The following is a 17,768-nucleotide window of genomic DNA, read 5'->3' on the forward strand; positions in this document are numbered from 1 at the left end:
AGGAATTTAAATGAAAAAACAAAACCCTTGGATTTCTTTAAAAGAAGAAGAAAAACATAAAATTTTAGAATTTTCAGAAAAATATAAGTATTTTTTAAGCACTATCAAAACCGAAAGAGAATCTATCCATTATGCTATACAAAAGGCTAAAGAAAAAGGTTTCACCTGTTCATGTGAAAAGCAAGAATTAAAACCCGGAGACAAAATCTTTTACACATGTCGAGATAAAAATGTTGCTCTTGTTTTTGTTGGGAAGGAACCTATTGAGAATGGAATGAACTTCATTGTATCTCACACAGATTCACCAAGACTTGACGCAAAACCATCACCAATTGCAGAAGAAAATGAATTTGCATTAATTAAAACAAATTACTACGGAGGAATCAAAAAATATCAATGGCTATCTATTCCTCTATCAATACGAGGAGTAGTCTTTTTGAAAAACGAAGATAAAGTAGAAATTAATATCGGAGACGACAAGAATGATCCCGTATTTGTAATTCCTGACATATTGCCACATCTTGACAAAAAAGTACAAAGGGACAAAAAATCCGAAGAAATTATTGAAGGTGAAAATTTAAAAATAATAATCGGAAGTCTACCTATTGAAACTAAAGAAAAAGATAAGGTAAAGCTTGCTATTCTTGATTTAATAAATAAAAAATACAAAATAGAAGAAGAAGATTTTGTCTCAGCAGAAATAGAAATAGTACCAGCAGGAGAAGCAAAGGATGTAGGATTTGATAGAGCACTTATTGGTGGTTATGGTCAAGATGACAGAGTTTGTGTCTACACTTCACTAGAGGCTATTTTAAGCTTAGAAGAGACTCCAAACAAAACTGCTGTATGCTTTTTAGTTGATAAAGAAGAGATTGGATCAACTGGTTCAACTGGTTTAAATTCAAGATATCTTGAATTCTTTGTATCAGACATATTATTCAAACTTGAAGGTAATAAATATAATGATCTTCTTGTTCAAAAGGCACTATGGAACTCAAAAAGCATATCCGCTGATGTTTGTGGTGCAATTAATCCCTTATTTAAATCTGTTCATGATGAACAAAACGCACCTAAGATAGGATATGGAATACCCATTATGAAATATACAGGACATGGGGGTAAGTCCATGGCCAGCGATGCCGATGCTGAACTTGTCTTTTATATTAGAAATTTGCTAAACAAGAATAACATAGCTTGGCAAGTAGCTACACTTGGTAAAGTAGAAGAAGGAGGCGGTGGCACTGTTGCAAAATTTTTAGCTCATTATGGCATAAGAACAATAGACATGGGGCCTGGTGTAATTAGTATGCACTCACCATTTGAAATAACTTCTAAATTTGATGTATACACTTCCTATATGGCATATAAGGCATTTTTTCAAGGATAAATAAATATGAATGAAAAAGCAATAAAAACATCGGAACATATCGTAGAATGTTTTGGTGGTATTGTAAACATTAAAGAAATAGACAAAGATGTTACTAGAATCAAAATACTAGTTGACAGTAACTCTTTAATTAAAAGAGAAAATTTAACGGAAGATAAAAACATAATAGGCACAATTAAATCAAATGAATTTACAGAGATCGTAATGAATTTTGAAATAATTGAAGATGTTTACAATAATATTTTGTATATGATGAATGAGCACACAAATTAAAAATTGAAGGACCCTACTGGGTCCTAATATTTAAAATTTTTTATATACTCAATAACAGCATCAGGACTTGCTTCCTTATTCAATATTTTATAAACAACGCCTGCTAAACCTTGCTTACCCAAATCATTCCCTAAAAGCAAAGACACTTCCCTAGCAGCAACTACTCCCTCTGGAAGATAACCAATTTTATGTATATTACTTATTAAGTCATCTATACCTTCAAAATTACTTAAAATACCCTTACTAACAAGTTCACGGCCAAATCGTCTATTTCTTCCAAAAATACTTCTACAAGTAACATCCAAATCTCCAGAACCAGCTAAAAATAAAAACGTCTTCTCACTGCAATCACCAACCTTAAATGCAATGTTTTTCATATCATTTAAAGAAACTGAAAATAAAAAAGACTCTGTGTTGTTTCCTATCAAATTTGGATTTTTACTTTTATACTCGTCCAAAATCCCAAATGCAATTGCAAATATATTTTTCAAAGCTGATGCTATCTGAACACCCAAAACATCATCACTATAAAAAACAGAAATGGAAGTACTAGCAAACAAATTCATAAAAGCAGAAGCAGCCTCCCTGCTTTTACTAGCAACCATAAGTCCTGTAATCACACCAAGACCAACTTCCTCAGCATGACTTGGACCCGCAATATAAGTAATCTTATCCCTATATTCACCCAAAATACTCTCTGCAACCTCTACAATAGGACAAGGTTTACCATCAATAGTGATAAAACCCTTAGTAAGTATTGCCAAACCAGGTTTTCTACCAGTAATAATACTATCTAAACTCTTAAAGACTCCCAAAGTATAAAGAGAAGGAGTTGCAATAAAAACATAGTCAGATAAACTCACAGCATCTCTTAAATCAGAAGTTGCAACCAAATTATCTGGTAATTTAATTCCCTTTAAATATTTAACATTTTCATGTTCATTATTAATACTATCTTTAACATCTTCTTCAAAAGACCATATTAAAACATTATCTTTACCCTTATCCGCCAACACCTTAGCAACAGCTGTTCCCCAAGCTCCTGCTCCAATTATCGATATCTTCATATATAGCTCCTATATATTCATAATAATTCATATTTCATCTTACCCTCTAAATAGACCCTAATTTTATCATTTTTTTTAATTTTTTTTACAATCATTTCATTAATTAACAAGCTTCCTATCTCCTTAATTATAATTTTCCTTACACCCTTAATTCCAAATCCACTTTCATATGTCTTACCCTTTAAATAATCTATAATATCTTCTTCAAAAAAAACTTCAATCGCCTTTTCCTTTAATATCCTAATAAAATTATTAATCTCTTTCTTAATAACCTTTTCAAAATCACCCTCATCCAAAGGTCTGAAGAAAAAAATATGATCTACCAAATCTAAAACTAGAGAAGAAAATCTCTTCTCTAGTAAACTCCTGGCACTTGTTACCTCATTTTTAAATCCAATACTGCTAAATTCTCTATGTTCTATATTAATATCTATTATTATTATGCTATCTGACAAACTAACACTTCTGCCAAAACTATCAAAAAATTTTCCCGTATTAAATCCTTCAAAAAAAAAATCTTTAACCCTTTTATGAGCTTTATCAAAATCCGATAGAAAAATAATTGAACTTGAAGACCTACTCAAAAACTTAAAAAATTTAGTAGGTTCATCATAAGAATCAGAGGAATACATAGGGCCTATTAACCTATTAATACCATCAAAATCACCATATTCACTCATCCTTAAGGTAAACTTAGGCATTTTAAGCTCTTCTGATAAAATACATGAAAGTTTATTCTTATCAAGATCAGAAGAGCTCATAAAAACAAAAAGACCAAGAGTATTATTTTCAAGCAGAAATTTAACCTTTAAAAGCTTTATATTCAATATCAAGTCAGATAAAACATCCTCATCAATTATCATGTTCTCTCTTATTTTATGTTCAAGATCAACAAGTAAACTATCATCATGTTCATCCAAATTAAAAATACTCATACCAACCATAGATTTAACAAAATCTTTAACATCATCCTCAGTGATTATTTTTTTATTATTCTCAAGTTTAAACTTAGCTCCAAGTTCATCTAACAAGTCAAAAGCCTTGTCTGGAAGAAATCTATCCTTAATATATTTACAAGACATAGAAATGGAAGCTCGTATTGCCTCATCCGTGTACTCTACATTATGATATTTTTCATACTGTCCCTTAGCTCCCTTTAACATAAGATAGGTGTCTTCAAATCTTGGTTCCTTAAGTTCTATGCTATGAAACCTTCTTACTAAAGCTTTATCTCTTAAGAAAAACTTTTTATATTCATATTCCGTAGTAGCACCTATAAACTTCACTTTCCCTAAAGTCAAAATAGGTTTCAATAAATTTGAAATATCTATGCTACTAAACGAGGTGGCACCAGCACCAACTATCATATGGATTTCATCTATAAAGAGAATTACCTTTTTTTTTAAATACAAAAAATCTAAAACTTTATTTACTCTATCCTCAAGATCTCCCCTGTATCTAGTTCCAGATATAAGTTTACCAATATCAAGAGAATAGACCTCATGCCCCTTCAACTCCTGAGGTACCCTACCCTCTTTTATCATATAAGCAAGTCCTTGAATTAATATCGTTTTTCCAACACCAGGCTCTCCAAACAAAATTGGATTACTTTTATGCCTGCGTAGCATTACTTGAATCAACTTACTCAATTCTTTTTCTCGACCAATCAAGGGGCTTTGCTCTAAATTTGGATCTAAACTATCAATAACATTTACTAGAAATTCTTTAACAAAATTACTGTCGTCCAATGAATCATTATTGCTCTCTAATCTAAAATGGTCTTCCTCAAAAATATCAAAACCTCCATTTTTATCTATTTCTTCGTCAGAAACATAAGTAGAGGCAGTTCTTTTATTGTCAACTAATCCTAACTTTACATCTGAACCTAAGTAATCATAAACTTCAATCATCTTATCAAAGATAGATAAATTAAAGCCCGACTTTAGTAAAGAATCTAAAATTGTATTTTGTCTTTTTCTAATTAATACCCATAATAAATCTTTTTCCTGTATTTTATATGGTTTTTTATAACAAAAAATTGTATCAATTATTTCTTGATACAAATCATTTATCTTGAAAGCATAATCTGAAATACTAGATTCTCTTAAGGGAAGTTTCTTAAAAAACTCTTCTAATATTTTCTCAAGATTGTAAAAATCGAGAGTACATAACTCAAGCAATTCTTTAATCTTATCGTCATTAATTAAACTATGAAAAACATGTTCTTCTGTAAAGACAGCATGTTGCCGTTCCATAAAAAACAGAAATGATCTAAAGAATAAATTATTTAAAGCTCTTCTGTTATACACGAAACCCCAACTATAAAATAATTCTTAAAACTTTTTTCTTACCTACTCTAATTTCAAACTCACCATTAGTAAAATTATCCTTAGTAAGAAAATAATCTTGTTCTCCTATTCTTAATTTATCTATATAAACTCCACCTGAATTAATTAATCTCCTAGCTTCTGACTTACTAGATACAACTTTTGAAAGAATCATTAAATCAATCAATAAAATTCCTTCTCCCAAATTATCTAACCCTAACTCAAAAAAAGGGATATTGGCCCTGTCTCCATCTCCTTTAAAAGCAGCAGAGGCAGCGGAAGCGACTCTTAATGCTGACTCCTCTCCATGAACAATCTTTGTTATTTCAAAAGCCAAAGTTTCTTTTGCTTTGTTTAATAAATTTCCTTCAAAACTTGAAATATTTTCAATCTCAGCCTCTTCTAAAAAAGTAAATAGATACAAAAATTTCTTAACATCTAAATCCGGAATATTCCTAAAATATTGATAAAAATCATAAACACTGTAAATCTCTGAGTCAATATAAACAGCTCCCTTTTCTGATTTTCCCATTTTTTTCCCATCACTTCGTGTAACAAGGGGAAATGTGAGACCAAAAACCTCTTCCCCCACTTTCCTTCTCACTAAATCAACTCCGGAAACAATGTTGCCCCACTGATCATCCCCTCCAATCTGAAGACTGCAATTCTTAATTTTATTGAGCATATAAAAATCATAAGATTGCAAAAGTTGATAATTAAATTCAATAAATGAAAGGCCAGTATCCAATCTTCTTTTATAAGTCTCAAACCCCAGCATACGATTAACAGAAAAATGAATTCCAATATCCCTTAAAAATTCAATATAATTAATACTATCAAGCCATTCCGAATTATCAAGAACATAGCCACTATTAAAATCTACTATTCTTAATAACTGTTTCTTTATCTCATTAACATTTTTTTCTATATCCTCTTTTGATAAAATTTTCCTCATCTCATTCTTGCCAGAAGGATCGCCTATCTTTGTAGTACCACCACCAATTAAAGCAATTGGAACATGTCCTTGTCTTTGAAGATGTACCATTGCCATAAAAGGAATTAAATGTCCAATATGAAGAGAATTAAAAGTAGCATCAACTCCCACATAAAAAACTATCTTTTCCCTATCCATCAACTCACTTAAAGCTTCTAGATTTGTACACTGTTTTAAGAATCCTCGCTTCTTTAAAATCTCCAAGGCAAGATTCATCTATTTGAAACTCCCCTATAATTTAACATTTCAGTCCTAATATATGAATATAACTCATCAAGCGAAATTCTTACCTGAGTCATACGATCTCTCTCTCTTAAAGTAACCGTCCTATTTTCCATAGTGTCATAGTCTATGGTTACACAATAAGGTGTTCCAATTTCATCTTGACGCCTGTATCTTTTGCCAATTGTACCACTGTCATCATAAAACATATAAAAATCATCGCTAAGCTCCATAAATACCCTCCTAGCAAGATCATCAAGCCCATCCTTTTTTACAAGAGGAAGTATTGCAACTTTATAAGGGGCAAGCTTAGGGTGCAAGCGAAGGACAACTCGTTTATCGCCTCCCTCAAGTTCCTCCTGCGCATAAGCATCACAAAGAGTCATTAAAACACTCCTTGTAAGCCCAAGAGACGTCTCAATAACATAAGGAATATATCTCTCACCACTTGTTAAATCATGGTATTCAAATAATTTAGGCTTCTCACAAAACTTAGCGTGTTGAGTCAAATCATAATCTCCCCTATTATGAATCCCTTCAATTTCCTGGAAACCAAATGGAAATTCATATTCAATATCAACAGCTGCTTTAGCATAATGAGCAAGTTCATCCTCGCCATGTTCCTTAAATCTAAGACTATCCGATTTTATTCCAAGAGTTTCCACAAAAAAATTCATTCTATTTTGCTTCCAATAATAATACCAGTCATCCATCTGATTAGGATGTACAAAGAACTGCATCTCCATTTGCTCAAATTCACAAGTTCTGAATATAAAATTTTTTGTTATTATTTCATTCCTAAATGCTTTACCAACTTGAGCTATGCCAAAAGGTATTTTAAGTCTTGTAGAGTCCAATACATTGCGAAAATTAACAAAAATACCCTGAGCCGTCTCTGGCCTTAAATAAATTTCACTCGAACTCTCTTTTGTAGCCCCAATATTAGTTTTAAACATTAGATTAAAATTTCGGGGATCTGTAAAAGAACTCTCTGCACTACAGCTAGGACAATCCTTAGACACATCAACAAAATCCACTCTAAATCTATTTTTACAATTTCTACAATCAACTAGTGAGTCTGAAAAACTATCAACATGCCCTGAGGCCGCCCAAACTTCAGGCCTCATAAAAATAGCACTATCCAAGCCTACTACATTTTCATGCAAGTAAACCATACTCTTCCACCATTCTTTTTGTATATTATTTTTAAGCTCAATACCCAAAGGCCCATAATCCCATGCCCCTGAAAGGCCTCCATAAACTTCTGAGGATTGAAATACAAAACCCTTCCTTTTAGCAAGTGCAATAATATCTTCTATTCTTGTCATATCAATATCCTTAAAACGTATTATTTTTGTTATTCATGTCTTTTCAAAAATTCTTGTGCTAAGTTTATTCTATCAAAAACCTTACCTTTTCCGAGTAATTTTAAAGAATCAAAAAGAGGAGGTGATACCTTACTGCCAAGAACTGCAATTCTAATTGGAAGAAGGACTTCACCTATTTTCAGATTATTCGCCTTAGCAAAATCATTAAACACTTTTTCGTTATCAGACAATTCCCTTGTTTCAAAACCTTCTAATATTGGCTTAATCTTATCTAAAATCAAATAAATATCACCCGATGTTTTCTTCTTACCTAAAAACTCATCTAAATTCCATGTTTTAATATCCTCATAAAAAAACTTAAGCATATTTATAGCCTCGCTAAGCTTTCTAATCCTTGTCTTTATGAGGGGAATTAAAAGTATCAATGTTTCCCTATCTTCAGGTTTAATATCCTCTTTAATGTAGGCAACTCGTTGCAAAAAAGGAATTAAAAGACTAGCCAGTTCCTCATCTTCCTTTTCTCTAATGTAATAACTATTAAAAAAATCTAATTTATGATAATCAAAAACAGCAGGAGATTTATTTATCTTCTCAACACAAAATAATTTTTGAAATTCATCTTTTGTAAAAAATTCCTTCTTATCATCATAAGACCAACCAAGTAAAGTAATGTAATTAATAATAGCCTCTGGCAGATACCCATCTTCAATAAACTGTCTTAAAGCTGTAGCACCATGCCTCTTACTCAATTTTTGCCCATCACTACCCATCACCATTGGAAGATGGCAATAAATGGGAGGAGTCCATCCAAAAGCATTATAAAGAAGTACATGTAAAGGGCCTGAAGAAACCCACTCCTGAGCTCTTAAGACATGCGAAACTTTCATTAAATAATCATCAATAACATTAGCAAGATGATAAGTTGGTAGTCCGTCAGACTTAAGAATAATAGGATCAGGATTAATATCCTTATTTGGCCATGTTACCTTGTTAAGTAAAATATCATTAAAACTAGTCTCTCCATCAAGAGGAATTTTAAATCTAATAACAGGACTAATTCCTAAACTTATAGCATCCCGAATCTCTCTCTCACTCAAATTTCTACAATGTCTGTCATACCCTGTTGCCATCTTATTAACAGTTTGAATCTTCCTAATCCTTTCTAGCCTCTCCGGCGTGCAATAACAATAGTAAGCATTTCCCGATTCAACTAATTTTTTAGCATATTCAACATATATTTCAGTTCTCTTTGACTGAACATAAGGTTCATAAGGTCCCCCACAAGTAGGGCCCTCATCAAAATCAATCCCAAGCCACTCTAAACTCCGATAAAGATCATCTTCGGCTTCTTTAAAATATCTCGTCTGGTCTGTATCTTCAATTCTAAGTAAAAATTTCCCACCACAAGACTTGGCAAAGAAATAATTAAATAAAGCTGTTCTAATTCCTCCAATATGTTGCAAACCCGTTGGAGAAGGTGCATATCTAACTCTTACACTCAAAATCTATCCTCTCTTAATAAAAAATATCCTTTTTTGAGCTATCATAAATATAATAAAAAACTACAAAAAATAAATTTGAACCTAGTAATTTTGTATGTTTAGTATTCAGTTTATCTTTGTATTTAAAATATTTATCTCTAATCTCAAGTTTACTGGTTTCAGTTAAATAAGATCCTACATTAGATCTTTTTAAGATATAGTAATAATAAATTGTAAAAATAGGTTCTTTTAAAAAATACTTCTTTAAAAAATCTAATATCTTATCCAATTTTTCATATTCTTCAAAGGAAATCATACTAAGTGCTATACAATACTTTACCCACCTATTCTTACTGCTTGTATACTTTAAAATCAAACTAGATGCCTTCTCCTTTTCTCTAAAACTAATAAGAACAGAATAAAGTTCTACAATTGTTTTATTACTAATCTTATTATCTTTTAAATAAAAATAAACTTCATCAAGGCTTTTTTTATCTTGTTTGATTAAAATCATCTTTAACAAAAGAGAAATATCAAATACACTCCTAAGTCGCCTCCTAATTATCTTAAGTTTCAAAAAAGTATAAGTATTCTCTACCCCATTAAATACAAAATATAACCTTGAATAAAGCAATTTAGAATAAAAAATATTAAATGCAAACACAAGTAAAATAAACCCTAAAATAAAATAAGAATGAAGGAAAATAAATTCTAGTACACTCGAATATTTTAAAATTTCTAGGAAAAAAATTAAACACAAAAAAAATCCAACAAACATAATATTAAAAATCAAAAGTATTCTATCTACCATCAAAAATCTCTTTTAAAATAAGTTAAATTACAAAATTGAGATATACAATTATATTATACTAAACAGATAGACAATTAATAAATAATGTGTTATACATGTTTATTAACAAGTGTAACCTTAAGGGGAAAGATGCAAAGCCTTGATGAGTTGGCAAAAGATGTAAAGGTTTTTTCTTGTATGATAGAAAAAGATTTTTTAGTATGGCCTAAAAATTCTCTTGTCAAACCCAAACATATTGAATTAATCGAAAAATGGGGTTTAAGAGGTGAGCTTTACGTAAAAATGAACTTCTTTAATGAGTCCCTAATGAATAAAGGAAATGTACTGAACAATTCAGAATATGATAAAGAATCTATTTCAAACTATCATATACTAATAAGTAACTTAGAAGAAATATATGAAACTTGCAAAAAAAATAAAAAAATTTATTACCAAGATATCTTACCAACTGCAAAAAAGGTAATAGAATTTTATAAGAAAAATCAAAAAACATTTATAAAATACATAAAAATACCTAAATTCTTGTCTGACTATCATATTGTACACTCAATAAACACTGCAATATTAACAGTTGCACTTGGACATGAGATGAACTTAAACAACCACAAAACAGTTGAATTATGTACAGTAGCACTTCTTCACAAAATAGGATTTTTATTTATTCCTTTAAAGATAAGTGAAAAGCAAGAAAAGTTAAGTGATAAAGAGTTTGAACTAATCAAAAAGTACCCTATTCTTGGTTATAAAATTGTATCGGCAACTGATTTTTCTAATTCTATCTGCTCAACATTACTCAGCCATAAAGAAAACTTAGATGGATCAGGATACCCTAAAAAGCTTAAAAGCGAAAATATTAGCATTGAATCAAATATCATTGGTGCTGCTAGTGCATATAGTGCAATTATTTTAGATAAAACATATAAAAAATCCTTAAATTCTGGAGCATCTCTTATAGAGCTAATACAAGACGCAGATAAAAAATTTGATAAAAGGGTTTTAAAATTAATTATTAAAGTACTTTCTCAATGCCCACTAGATTTTATTGTGGAACTTAATGATAAATCAATTGCCAAAATAATAAAAGTTAATGAAAAGAATCTTAATTATCCTTACATCAAATATATAATAAAAGATGACAAAGTTATACCTCCTAGTGAAAACCAAGATCAGATCAAGTCAATACCCAAAACAGAGACGGGAATTAAAAAAATACTTAGCCAAAACGAAATAGAATTTCTTTTAAAAAAATATTCTTTAAAAGAAATATAAAAAGGAGAAAAATATGATTTTAATCATATCTGCAATGGATGCAGAAGCAGTAGAAATAAACACAATAATTGAAAACAGAAGAGAAATTACATTAAATGACTACTTAGGTGAGAAGAAAATTCAGAAGGGAGAAATCTCAGGACATGAAGTAATCTCTTTAACTACTGGCATTGGTAAAGTAAACGCTGCATGTTGGACTAGTTACATTGTATCAAAATACAAAATCACTCACATAATTAACTCAGGAACTGCTGGTGGGATAAAAGATAATTCTAATCTTAAAATTAAAGACATAATAGTATCATCAGAAATGGCATTCCATGATTTTGACTTAACTAAATTTGGACATAAAATAGGACAAGTCCCGGGATTGCCTCAAAAATTTAAAGCGGATGAAGAACTATTAAAAAAAGCAGTTAAAGTTATAGAGGATAAAATAACAGACATTAATGTTCATATTGGACTAATACTTACAGGAGACCAATTTATTGGAGACCAAAAACAATTAGAAGTAATTAAAAGTAATTTCCCAGATGCTTTAGCTGTAGAAATGGAAGGGGCTGCAATTGCACAAGTTGCACACACATTTAATATACCTTTTATTATTACACGCTCTGTATCTGACTTGCCAAACATCAAAGACAATCACATAGATTTCAATAAATTTCTAAAAATCGCATCAATGAATTCAGCTAGAATGGTCAAGGAGCTTATTGGACTCATAGAAAAGGATCAATAATGATAAGTAAAAACAAGACATCAACTTCTGAAGCCGTGTCTGAGGGACATCCCGACAAGATTGCAGACCAAATTTCAGATGCAATACTTGATGAAATGTTAAAAAAAGACAAAATGGCAAAGGTTGCATGTGAAACATTAATTTCACAAAATTTAGTGGTCATTGCAGGAGAAATAAATAGTACAGCAAAAAAAGATATAGATATAAAAGGAATTGCTAAACAAATAATCAAAAATATTGGATATACAAACATAGAATACGGACTTGATTATAAATCTGTTACAATCATTGATGCTATTGGATATCAATCAATAGATATTGCAAATGCCGTTGAAAGAAAAGATACAAAGGTCACGGGAGCAGGAGATCAAGGAATAATATTTGGGTATGCATGCAATGAAACTGAAAATTTCTTGCCCATAGCCTATGAATTATCTAACTTAATCTTACAAAAAGCCAGCAAACTTAGAAAAACAGGAGAAATTAAATGGTTACGACCTGATGCAAAATCACAAGTTACCATCGAATATGATCCTAATAAAAAACCTATTCGAATAAACAACATTGTTGTATCTCATCAACACGATCCCGATATTTCTCAAGATGTAATAAGGCAAACAATAATTGAGAAGGTTATAAAACCCACACTTCAAAATAAATCAATGTTTGATCCTAATATTAGATATTATATTAATCCTTCCGGAAATTTCGTCATTGGTGGTCCAACCGGAGATACAGGTCTTACAGGAAGAAAGATTATTGCCGACAGCTATGGTGGGTTTGCAAGACATGGTGGGGGTGCTTATAGCGGGAAAGATGCTACTAAAGTTGACCGGTCTGCTGCCTACATGGCAAGATATATTGCTAAGAACATGGTAGCGGCAGGCATTTCTAAAGAATTTGAAATACAACTTGCTTATGCTATTGGACTTTCTAATCCAGTATCTACTAAAATAACTACAGGAATAAATGACGAAAATTATGAAAAAAGGATATTAGAATTTATCATAAATAACTTCGATCTAACTCCCGATGGTATAATTAAGAAATTAAAATTAAGAGAGCCCATTTACTCTAAAACATCAACATACGGACACTTTGGAAAAAACGAACTAGAATGGGAAAAGTTAGACTTTGTAGACAAAATTAAAGAGGAGTTTAAGACATGAATAAAATAGCAAGCTTTACAGTTGACCACACAAAACTAAATCCTGGCATATACATCTCCAGAAAAGATGTCTTTGAAAATATAACATTTACTACTGTGGATATTAGAATGAAAGCACCCAATAGAGAGCCTGTAATAAACAATGCAGAAATACACACCATTGAACATATAGGTGCAATGGTGATAAGGAATCATCAAGATTGGGGTAAGAAAACATTATACTTTGGGCCAATGGGCTGTAGGACTGGTTTTTATTTAATCCTTTTAGGAGATTATGAAAGTAAAGATCTTGTTAACTTAATATCTTGGCTTTTCACTGAGATAGCAAATTTTCAAGGACACATTACAGATGCAGGCGCAACTGAAAAGGAATGCGGAAATTATCAAGATCACAATATTAACATGGCAAAACATGAGTCTAGGCTATATTTAAAAATACTAACAAACATCAAGGAAGAAAACTTAATCTACCCTTCATAGTATTCATTACCTAAGTAACTAGAAAACTACATTATCCATCAAAAGTATGTTGTAGAACTAATGGATGCTACATTATACTGATAAATAAAACCTACAGATACTCTATGCATTTGTTCAAAGAGCAAAGATTTATCATAAAAGATTGGTGAAATTACATATTCTAAGAAAATAAATCCCAAATTAATTCTTGTACCTACGTCAAGTCCTACAATCACAGGGTTTTCACTTACTATATAATCTAAATAACCGTAAGAATAACTCTGAAAATCCATGTATGATATCTTAAGACCCGAAAAAATAGTCAAACTAAATATTGACATGTTAGGAACAAAGAAATAATTAAGATAAATTCTAATTGATGTTGAAAGATCACGAAGCTCAAAAATATCAGGAGATCTTATTAGCTCTTTTATGTCACTAGCTCCTGTTAACATAGACACAATTTCCCTAGCATAAGGTGTATATTTTGATAAAAATCTAGCATCGAAAGAAACTTCTCCTCCAAAAGCTAAACTATTTGAAACAACAAGCCCGGAACCAAAAATAGCTTGATATTTAAGTCTTTCATAAAAATATAAATCTTGAGAAAAATTATCAACACCTACTCCAACACCACCATAAACATTAGTATCTCCTGAAGAAAAAGCATGTAGTTTAAACACACTCAGTACAAAAACAACAACTAATATATAAAAAAATTTACTCATATATTAAATACCTTCTTTAAAAACTAAATATTTCGACCTATCCTTTCTGATAAATTCAGAAATTCATCTTCTAAGAGATTAACATTAGAACCTCTGCTAAAACCAAAATTATCCCCCTGGAATCTTGGAACCACATGAAAATGAGTATGAAAAATAATTTGTCCAGCTTCTGACCCAATTGCAGTATAAATATTTACTCCACTACAAATACATGAGCTCAACTTTTTCAAAGAAATAGCTATTTTTTTGCATATTCTTAATACTTGACCATTAAGATCATCACTCATAACTAAAGCATCATTGCTATGTTGTTTGGGAATAACAAGGGTATGTCCAACATTTAAAGGGTTAATATCAAGAAAAGCAAGTACTAAATCATCCTCATAAACCTTATAACAAGGCATTTCACCTCTTACTATCTTGCAAAAAATACAATCACTCAAAACTCCCCCCTTTTAATCATATTAAAAATATCATTAAGCCTTAAAAATAATTATATAGTACTAATCTAGCTATATTAAAATAAGCAATTAAGGTAATAACATCAGCAATAGTCGTAATTAAAGGTCCCGCCATTAAAGCTGGATCAATTCTTAAAATCTTAGCAAAAATAGGTAAAAGACCCCCCAATACTTTTGCCACCATTAAACCTATCATCAAACATGAAGAGACAACAAAAGCTATTCTAAACCTTTCACCATTCTCAGGAATTACAAAAAATACAACCCTCAAAAAGTTAATACTAGCAAGAATTAAACCAACTAAAATGCTAACACACACTTCTTTAAAGAATACACGAAAGAAATCCTTTACTTTAAGAGTTCCAAGAGCAAGCTCACGAATAATTAATGCAGAAGCTTGAGAACCCGCGTTTCCTGATGTGTCCATCAAGAGTGGGATAAAACTAGTTAAGATAACTAAAGACAAAATCAAATTCTGATAACTTGTAATTATAGTAGCTGTCAAAGTAGAAGATATCATAAGAATTAAGAGCCAAATTATTCTATTTTTTGTCATGTCAAAAATAGAAGTATCAAGATAAGACTTACCTAAAGGAGTAACTGCAGCCATTATATGAAAGTCTTCGGTATTTAAACTCTGAATAACGTCAAGAATATCATCAATAACTATGATGCCTATCATTCTTCCCTCATTATCAACAACAGGAACACTCAAAATATCATGATTCTGGAAAAGAAGAGCAACCTCCTCCTTCTCATCACTAACTTTTACAATATAAAACCCACTAGTCCTCATTATCGAAGAAATAACAACATCATCTCTAGATAGCATCAAATCTTCAATCTTAACAACGCCTTTTAACCTCTTCTCTTCATCTGTAATATAGTAAGTATATACATCTTCCTTAGTCTTTGCCACTTTCCTAATATAGTCAAGAGCTTCTCTAACAGAAAAATAATCTTTAAGTTCAATATATTCTATAGTTACAATTGAACCAACAGAATCGTCACTGTAAGACAAAAATTTATTAATAATTTCTCTATTTTCCTCAGTAGAACTTGCTAAAAATCTTTGTACAACATTTGCTGGCACTTCTTCCAAAAGATCAATAACATCGTCAAGATTTAACTCATCTATCATTTCACTTATTTCTTTGTTTGTAAAAGAATTAGCCAATTTATTTTTTGTAGCTTGGTCAAAATTAGAAAAAGCTTCAACAGCAACTTTCTTGGGAAGAAACCTATAAAGCAAAATTAAATCAGAACCATTAAGTCTTTTCATCGTTTCACTAATATCAAAAGCATCGTATTTTAAAAGTTCTTCCTTTATTTCAGAATATCTTTTCTCTTCAAGTAAGGTTTTTAAAAATACAATATCTATCATATTAAGACCCCCAAGATTTTAACTCTCAATAAATAATAAAAATAAACTTATTAAAGCTATAACTTATCCAAAAGCATAGAGCATCTACCTGAAGGTATAGGTAGCGTCTTTTCTTTTTTATTTAATATATTTATTGTAAAGTAGTAAAGCTTCTCAGATTCCATCTTTATCTCCCATCCCCTCTTGCCCTTATTGCAAATAATTGTAGTTTGATTTTTCCTAAGAGATAAGCACTCTATTCCCATAATTTCAAGAGCAGGAATATTCCAATAGACTGTTTTATCTGGCAAACTTATTGTAAGGCCAATAATATTTTCTATCATCAAACTAATACTAAAGAGAGCAAGATAACAAATAATATCCTTTTTTGGAAGAATTTTATTCTCAACATCAAAATAAGCCGGACCCTCTTTCATTGGCTTGTAAGCTTCCCAAATATGCCCCTTAACCTTGCCATCGGGTAGCAGAGTATCTAGAACATAATACAAATGCCTTATGGTAAATTCCCTTGCAATATTTGCACGCCTACAATATTCAAGTCCCTTAATAATAAAAAAATTCATATAAGTATAAACAGAGCCATAATACCCATTTCCATCTAAATTAAACTTAGAATCATCAACAGAAAGAGTAGGAAAAGGATTTGGAGTTCCAAAGTGTTTATCACTCTTTAAATAGAAAACCATTCTCTCTATTCTATCTTCACTTGGAATTTCAGAAAGCATAGGTAAAAACCCTACTATTGTCTTACATCTAATAATCTTCTCATTAATGTCAAGATCATAATAAAACCCATCGATTTCATCCCACATCAAAGAATTAATCTTGGCCTTAAGGGAAAAAAATCTTTTTTTATATTCAAGTGATAAATTTTTATCATTTAATATGTCCGCCAATTTCGAAATACAATACGCACTATGCACTTGTAATGAATTAAAATCAATCGGATAATATGCATCCTTCCTGGGAGAATTCTTATAAAAAATTTTATTTACATTAATTGAATAAAGTCCATTACCCTTTAAAAAATTTTTTTCTATCCATCGATAATATTTGTCAAGAATTGGCAAAACATCAGAAATGCGCCTCTTATTACCTGTTTTATGATATAAATTATATTCAGCCCAAGCAAAAATTGGTAATCCAATCCCCTCATCATTTCCTTCCATATAAATAGCATTATTACTCTTGTCGTAACGAGATCTAATCGCACCTGATGCTTCTTGCAGTTGATAAAATTTATCAATAGTAGATGTAGGAGAATATTCTCCATTACTGTAGACAAGAAAAAAGCTTGAAAGACAAGCCTGAATTTGATCTATAAATTCAAGACTCTCAGAATAATAGTTTTTCTCTCTCTTACCCTTCTCTAAAGTTTGAGGAAAAACAATTTTATCTTGTATCCAAGACAGACTCTTATTATAAATATCAATAAAATCTTGATCATAATAGTATATTTTTGGAAATATTCTCTTATTCAATACTCAAACCTCTGAAAACAAATATAAATAAACTTCTACTTATTATATCATTATTATATTCACAAAATAGGACTTAAATCTAAAAATTTTAGCGCCAAGCTCTTCTTTCTATAAATACAAATCCTTTAACAAAATAGGCTAAAATTCAACAGGTTGCTAACGCAAAAAACAAAAAGCTTAAGAACAGTA

At 30.7% G+C, this 17,768-nt stretch carries 16 protein-coding genes; 6 read left to right on the forward strand and 10 right to left on the reverse strand.

Features of this window, described 5'->3' with window-relative positions:
• Window positions 1–10: 10 nt before the first annotated feature.
• Together DB313_RS01860 and DB313_RS01865 are read left to right on the forward strand one after the other, a co-directional pair.
• Window positions 11–1,387 carry an aminopeptidase gene (locus DB313_RS01860; protein ID WP_120104163.1) on the forward strand — a complete coding sequence of 459 codons (1,377 nt, stop codon included), beginning with the start codon at window positions 11–13 and terminating at the stop codon, window positions 1,385–1,387.
• A gap of 6 nt (window positions 1,388–1,393) precedes the next feature.
• Window positions 1,394–1,660 (forward strand): PTS transporter subunit EIIB, encoded by a 267-nt coding sequence (locus DB313_RS01865; protein ID WP_120104164.1) that lies wholly within the window; start codon window positions 1,394–1,396, stop codon window positions 1,658–1,660.
• A gap of 23 nt (window positions 1,661–1,683) precedes the next feature.
• On the opposite strand, the gene DB313_RS01870 is transcribed toward DB313_RS01865, so the two are convergent.
• Genes DB313_RS01870 through DB313_RS01895 form a run of 6 tightly spaced genes read right to left on the reverse strand, consistent with a single transcriptional unit; the run spans window position 1,684 to window position 9,890 of the window.
• Window positions 1,684–2,727 (reverse strand): NAD(P)H-dependent glycerol-3-phosphate dehydrogenase, encoded by a 1,044-nt coding sequence (locus tag DB313_RS01870; protein WP_120104165.1) that lies wholly within the window; start codon window positions 2,725–2,727, stop codon window positions 1,684–1,686.
• A 17-nt stretch (window positions 2,728–2,744) separates the two neighbouring features.
• The gene (locus DB313_RS01875; protein WP_174220840.1) at window positions 2,745–5,036 is read right to left on the reverse strand and encodes an AAA family ATPase; all 2,292 of its coding nucleotides are present in this window, start codon (window positions 5,034–5,036) and stop codon (window positions 2,745–2,747) included.
• Between the two features lie 10 nt (window positions 5,037–5,046).
• The gene (tyrS, locus tag DB313_RS01880) at window positions 5,047–6,264 is read right to left on the reverse strand and encodes a tyrosine--tRNA ligase (RefSeq protein ID WP_120104166.1); all 1,218 of its coding nucleotides are present in this window, start codon (window positions 6,262–6,264) and stop codon (window positions 5,047–5,049) included.
• The gene (locus DB313_RS01885) at window positions 6,261–7,598 is read right to left on the reverse strand and encodes a glycine--tRNA ligase (protein WP_120104167.1); all 1,338 of its coding nucleotides are present in this window, start codon (window positions 7,596–7,598) and stop codon (window positions 6,261–6,263) included. The genes tyrS and DB313_RS01885 overlap by 4 nt, the downstream gene beginning before the upstream one ends.
• Window positions 7,599–7,627: 29 nt before the next feature.
• Window positions 7,628–9,100, reverse strand: a complete 1,473-nt coding sequence (gene gltX, locus DB313_RS01890) for a glutamate--tRNA ligase (RefSeq protein WP_120104168.1) — start codon at window positions 9,098–9,100, stop codon at window positions 7,628–7,630.
• 13 nt (window positions 9,101–9,113) lie between these two features.
• Complete coding sequence (locus DB313_RS01895) at window positions 9,114–9,890, reverse strand: hypothetical protein (RefSeq protein WP_174220841.1); 777 nt, start codon at window positions 9,888–9,890, stop codon at window positions 9,114–9,116.
• 129 nt (window positions 9,891–10,019) lie between these two features.
• On the opposite strand from DB313_RS01895, the gene DB313_RS01900 reads away from it, so the two are divergent.
• The 4 genes from DB313_RS01900 to DB313_RS01915 are packed head-to-tail and all read left to right on the forward strand — an operon-like array spanning window position 10,020 to window position 13,546.
• On the forward strand, window positions 10,020–11,159 hold the full coding sequence (locus DB313_RS01900; protein ID WP_120104170.1) for an HD-GYP domain-containing protein: 1,140 nt from the start codon (window positions 10,020–10,022) through the stop codon (window positions 11,157–11,159).
• 13 nt (window positions 11,160–11,172) lie between these two features.
• Window positions 11,173–11,898 (forward strand): 5'-methylthioadenosine/adenosylhomocysteine nucleosidase, encoded by a 726-nt coding sequence (locus tag DB313_RS01905; protein ID WP_120104171.1) that lies wholly within the window; start codon window positions 11,173–11,175, stop codon window positions 11,896–11,898.
• Window positions 11,898–13,067 carry a methionine adenosyltransferase gene (metK, locus tag DB313_RS01910; protein ID WP_120104172.1) on the forward strand — a complete coding sequence of 390 codons (1,170 nt, stop codon included), beginning with the start codon at window positions 11,898–11,900 and terminating at the stop codon, window positions 13,065–13,067. The genes DB313_RS01905 and metK overlap by 1 nt, the downstream gene beginning before the upstream one ends.
• On the forward strand, window positions 13,064–13,546 hold the full coding sequence (locus tag DB313_RS01915; RefSeq protein ID WP_120104173.1) for an S-ribosylhomocysteine lyase: 483 nt from the start codon (window positions 13,064–13,066) through the stop codon (window positions 13,544–13,546). The genes metK and DB313_RS01915 overlap by 4 nt, the downstream gene beginning before the upstream one ends.
• 38 nt (window positions 13,547–13,584) lie before the next feature.
• Here DB313_RS01915 and DB313_RS01920 read toward each other — a convergent pair whose 3' ends face one another.
• The 4 genes from DB313_RS01920 to DB313_RS01935 are packed head-to-tail and all read right to left on the reverse strand — an operon-like array spanning window position 13,585 to window position 17,579.
• The gene (locus DB313_RS01920; RefSeq protein ID WP_120104174.1) at window positions 13,585–14,253 is read right to left on the reverse strand and encodes a hypothetical protein; all 669 of its coding nucleotides are present in this window, start codon (window positions 14,251–14,253) and stop codon (window positions 13,585–13,587) included.
• Window positions 14,254–14,276: 23 nt separating this feature from the next.
• The gene (locus DB313_RS01925) at window positions 14,277–14,696 is read right to left on the reverse strand and encodes an HIT family protein (protein WP_174220842.1); all 420 of its coding nucleotides are present in this window, start codon (window positions 14,694–14,696) and stop codon (window positions 14,277–14,279) included.
• A gap of 40 nt (window positions 14,697–14,736) precedes the next feature.
• Window positions 14,737–16,098: a magnesium transporter gene (mgtE, locus tag DB313_RS01930; RefSeq protein WP_120104175.1), complete on the reverse strand. Its 1,362-nt coding sequence runs from the start codon at window positions 16,096–16,098 to the stop codon at window positions 14,737–14,739.
• A gap of 56 nt (window positions 16,099–16,154) precedes the next feature.
• Complete coding sequence (locus DB313_RS01935; RefSeq protein ID WP_120104176.1) at window positions 16,155–17,579, reverse strand: MGH1-like glycoside hydrolase domain-containing protein; 1,425 nt, start codon at window positions 17,577–17,579, stop codon at window positions 16,155–16,157.
• Window positions 17,580–17,768: the final 189 nt, after the last annotated feature.

The organism is Borrelia turcica IST7, assembly GCF_003606285.1.
GTDB lineage: Bacteria > Spirochaetota > Spirochaetia > Borreliales > Borreliaceae > Borrelia > Borrelia turcica.

Bases quoted from the DNA above. Each gene is read 5' to 3' on its own strand.
- DB313_RS01905 (WP_120104171.1), top strand. From the start codon at position 11,173: ATGATTTTAATCATATCTGCAATGGATGCAGAAGCAGTAGAAATAAAC.
- DB313_RS01915 (WP_120104173.1), top strand. From the start codon at position 13,064: ATGAATAAAATAGCAAGCTTTACAGTTGACCACACAAAACTAAATCCT.
- DB313_RS01865 (WP_120104164.1), top strand. From the start codon at position 1,394: ATGAATGAAAAAGCAATAAAAACATCGGAACATATCGTAGAATGTTTT.
- DB313_RS01870 (WP_120104165.1), bottom strand. From the start codon at position 2,727: ATGAAGATATCGATAATTGGAGCAGGAGCTTGGGGAACAGCTGTTGCT.
- metK (WP_120104172.1), top strand. From the start codon at position 11,898: ATGATAAGTAAAAACAAGACATCAACTTCTGAAGCCGTGTCTGAGGGA.
- tyrS (WP_120104166.1), bottom strand. From the start codon at position 6,264: ATGAATCTTGCCTTGGAGATTTTAAAGAAGCGAGGATTCTTAAAACAG.
- DB313_RS01900 (WP_120104170.1), top strand. From the start codon at position 10,020: ATGCAAAGCCTTGATGAGTTGGCAAAAGATGTAAAGGTTTTTTCTTGT.
- DB313_RS01860 (WP_120104163.1), top strand. From the start codon at position 11: ATGAAAAAACAAAACCCTTGGATTTCTTTAAAAGAAGAAGAAAAACAT.
- mgtE (WP_120104175.1), bottom strand. From the start codon at position 16,098: ATGATAGATATTGTATTTTTAAAAACCTTACTTGAAGAGAAAAGATAT.
- DB313_RS01920 (WP_120104174.1), bottom strand. From the start codon at position 14,253: ATGAGTAAATTTTTTTATATATTAGTTGTTGTTTTTGTACTGAGTGTG.
- DB313_RS01885 (WP_120104167.1), bottom strand. From the start codon at position 7,598: ATGACAAGAATAGAAGATATTATTGCACTTGCTAAAAGGAAGGGTTTT.
- DB313_RS01895 (WP_174220841.1), bottom strand. From the start codon at position 9,890: ATGGTAGATAGAATACTTTTGATTTTTAATATTATGTTTGTTGGATTT.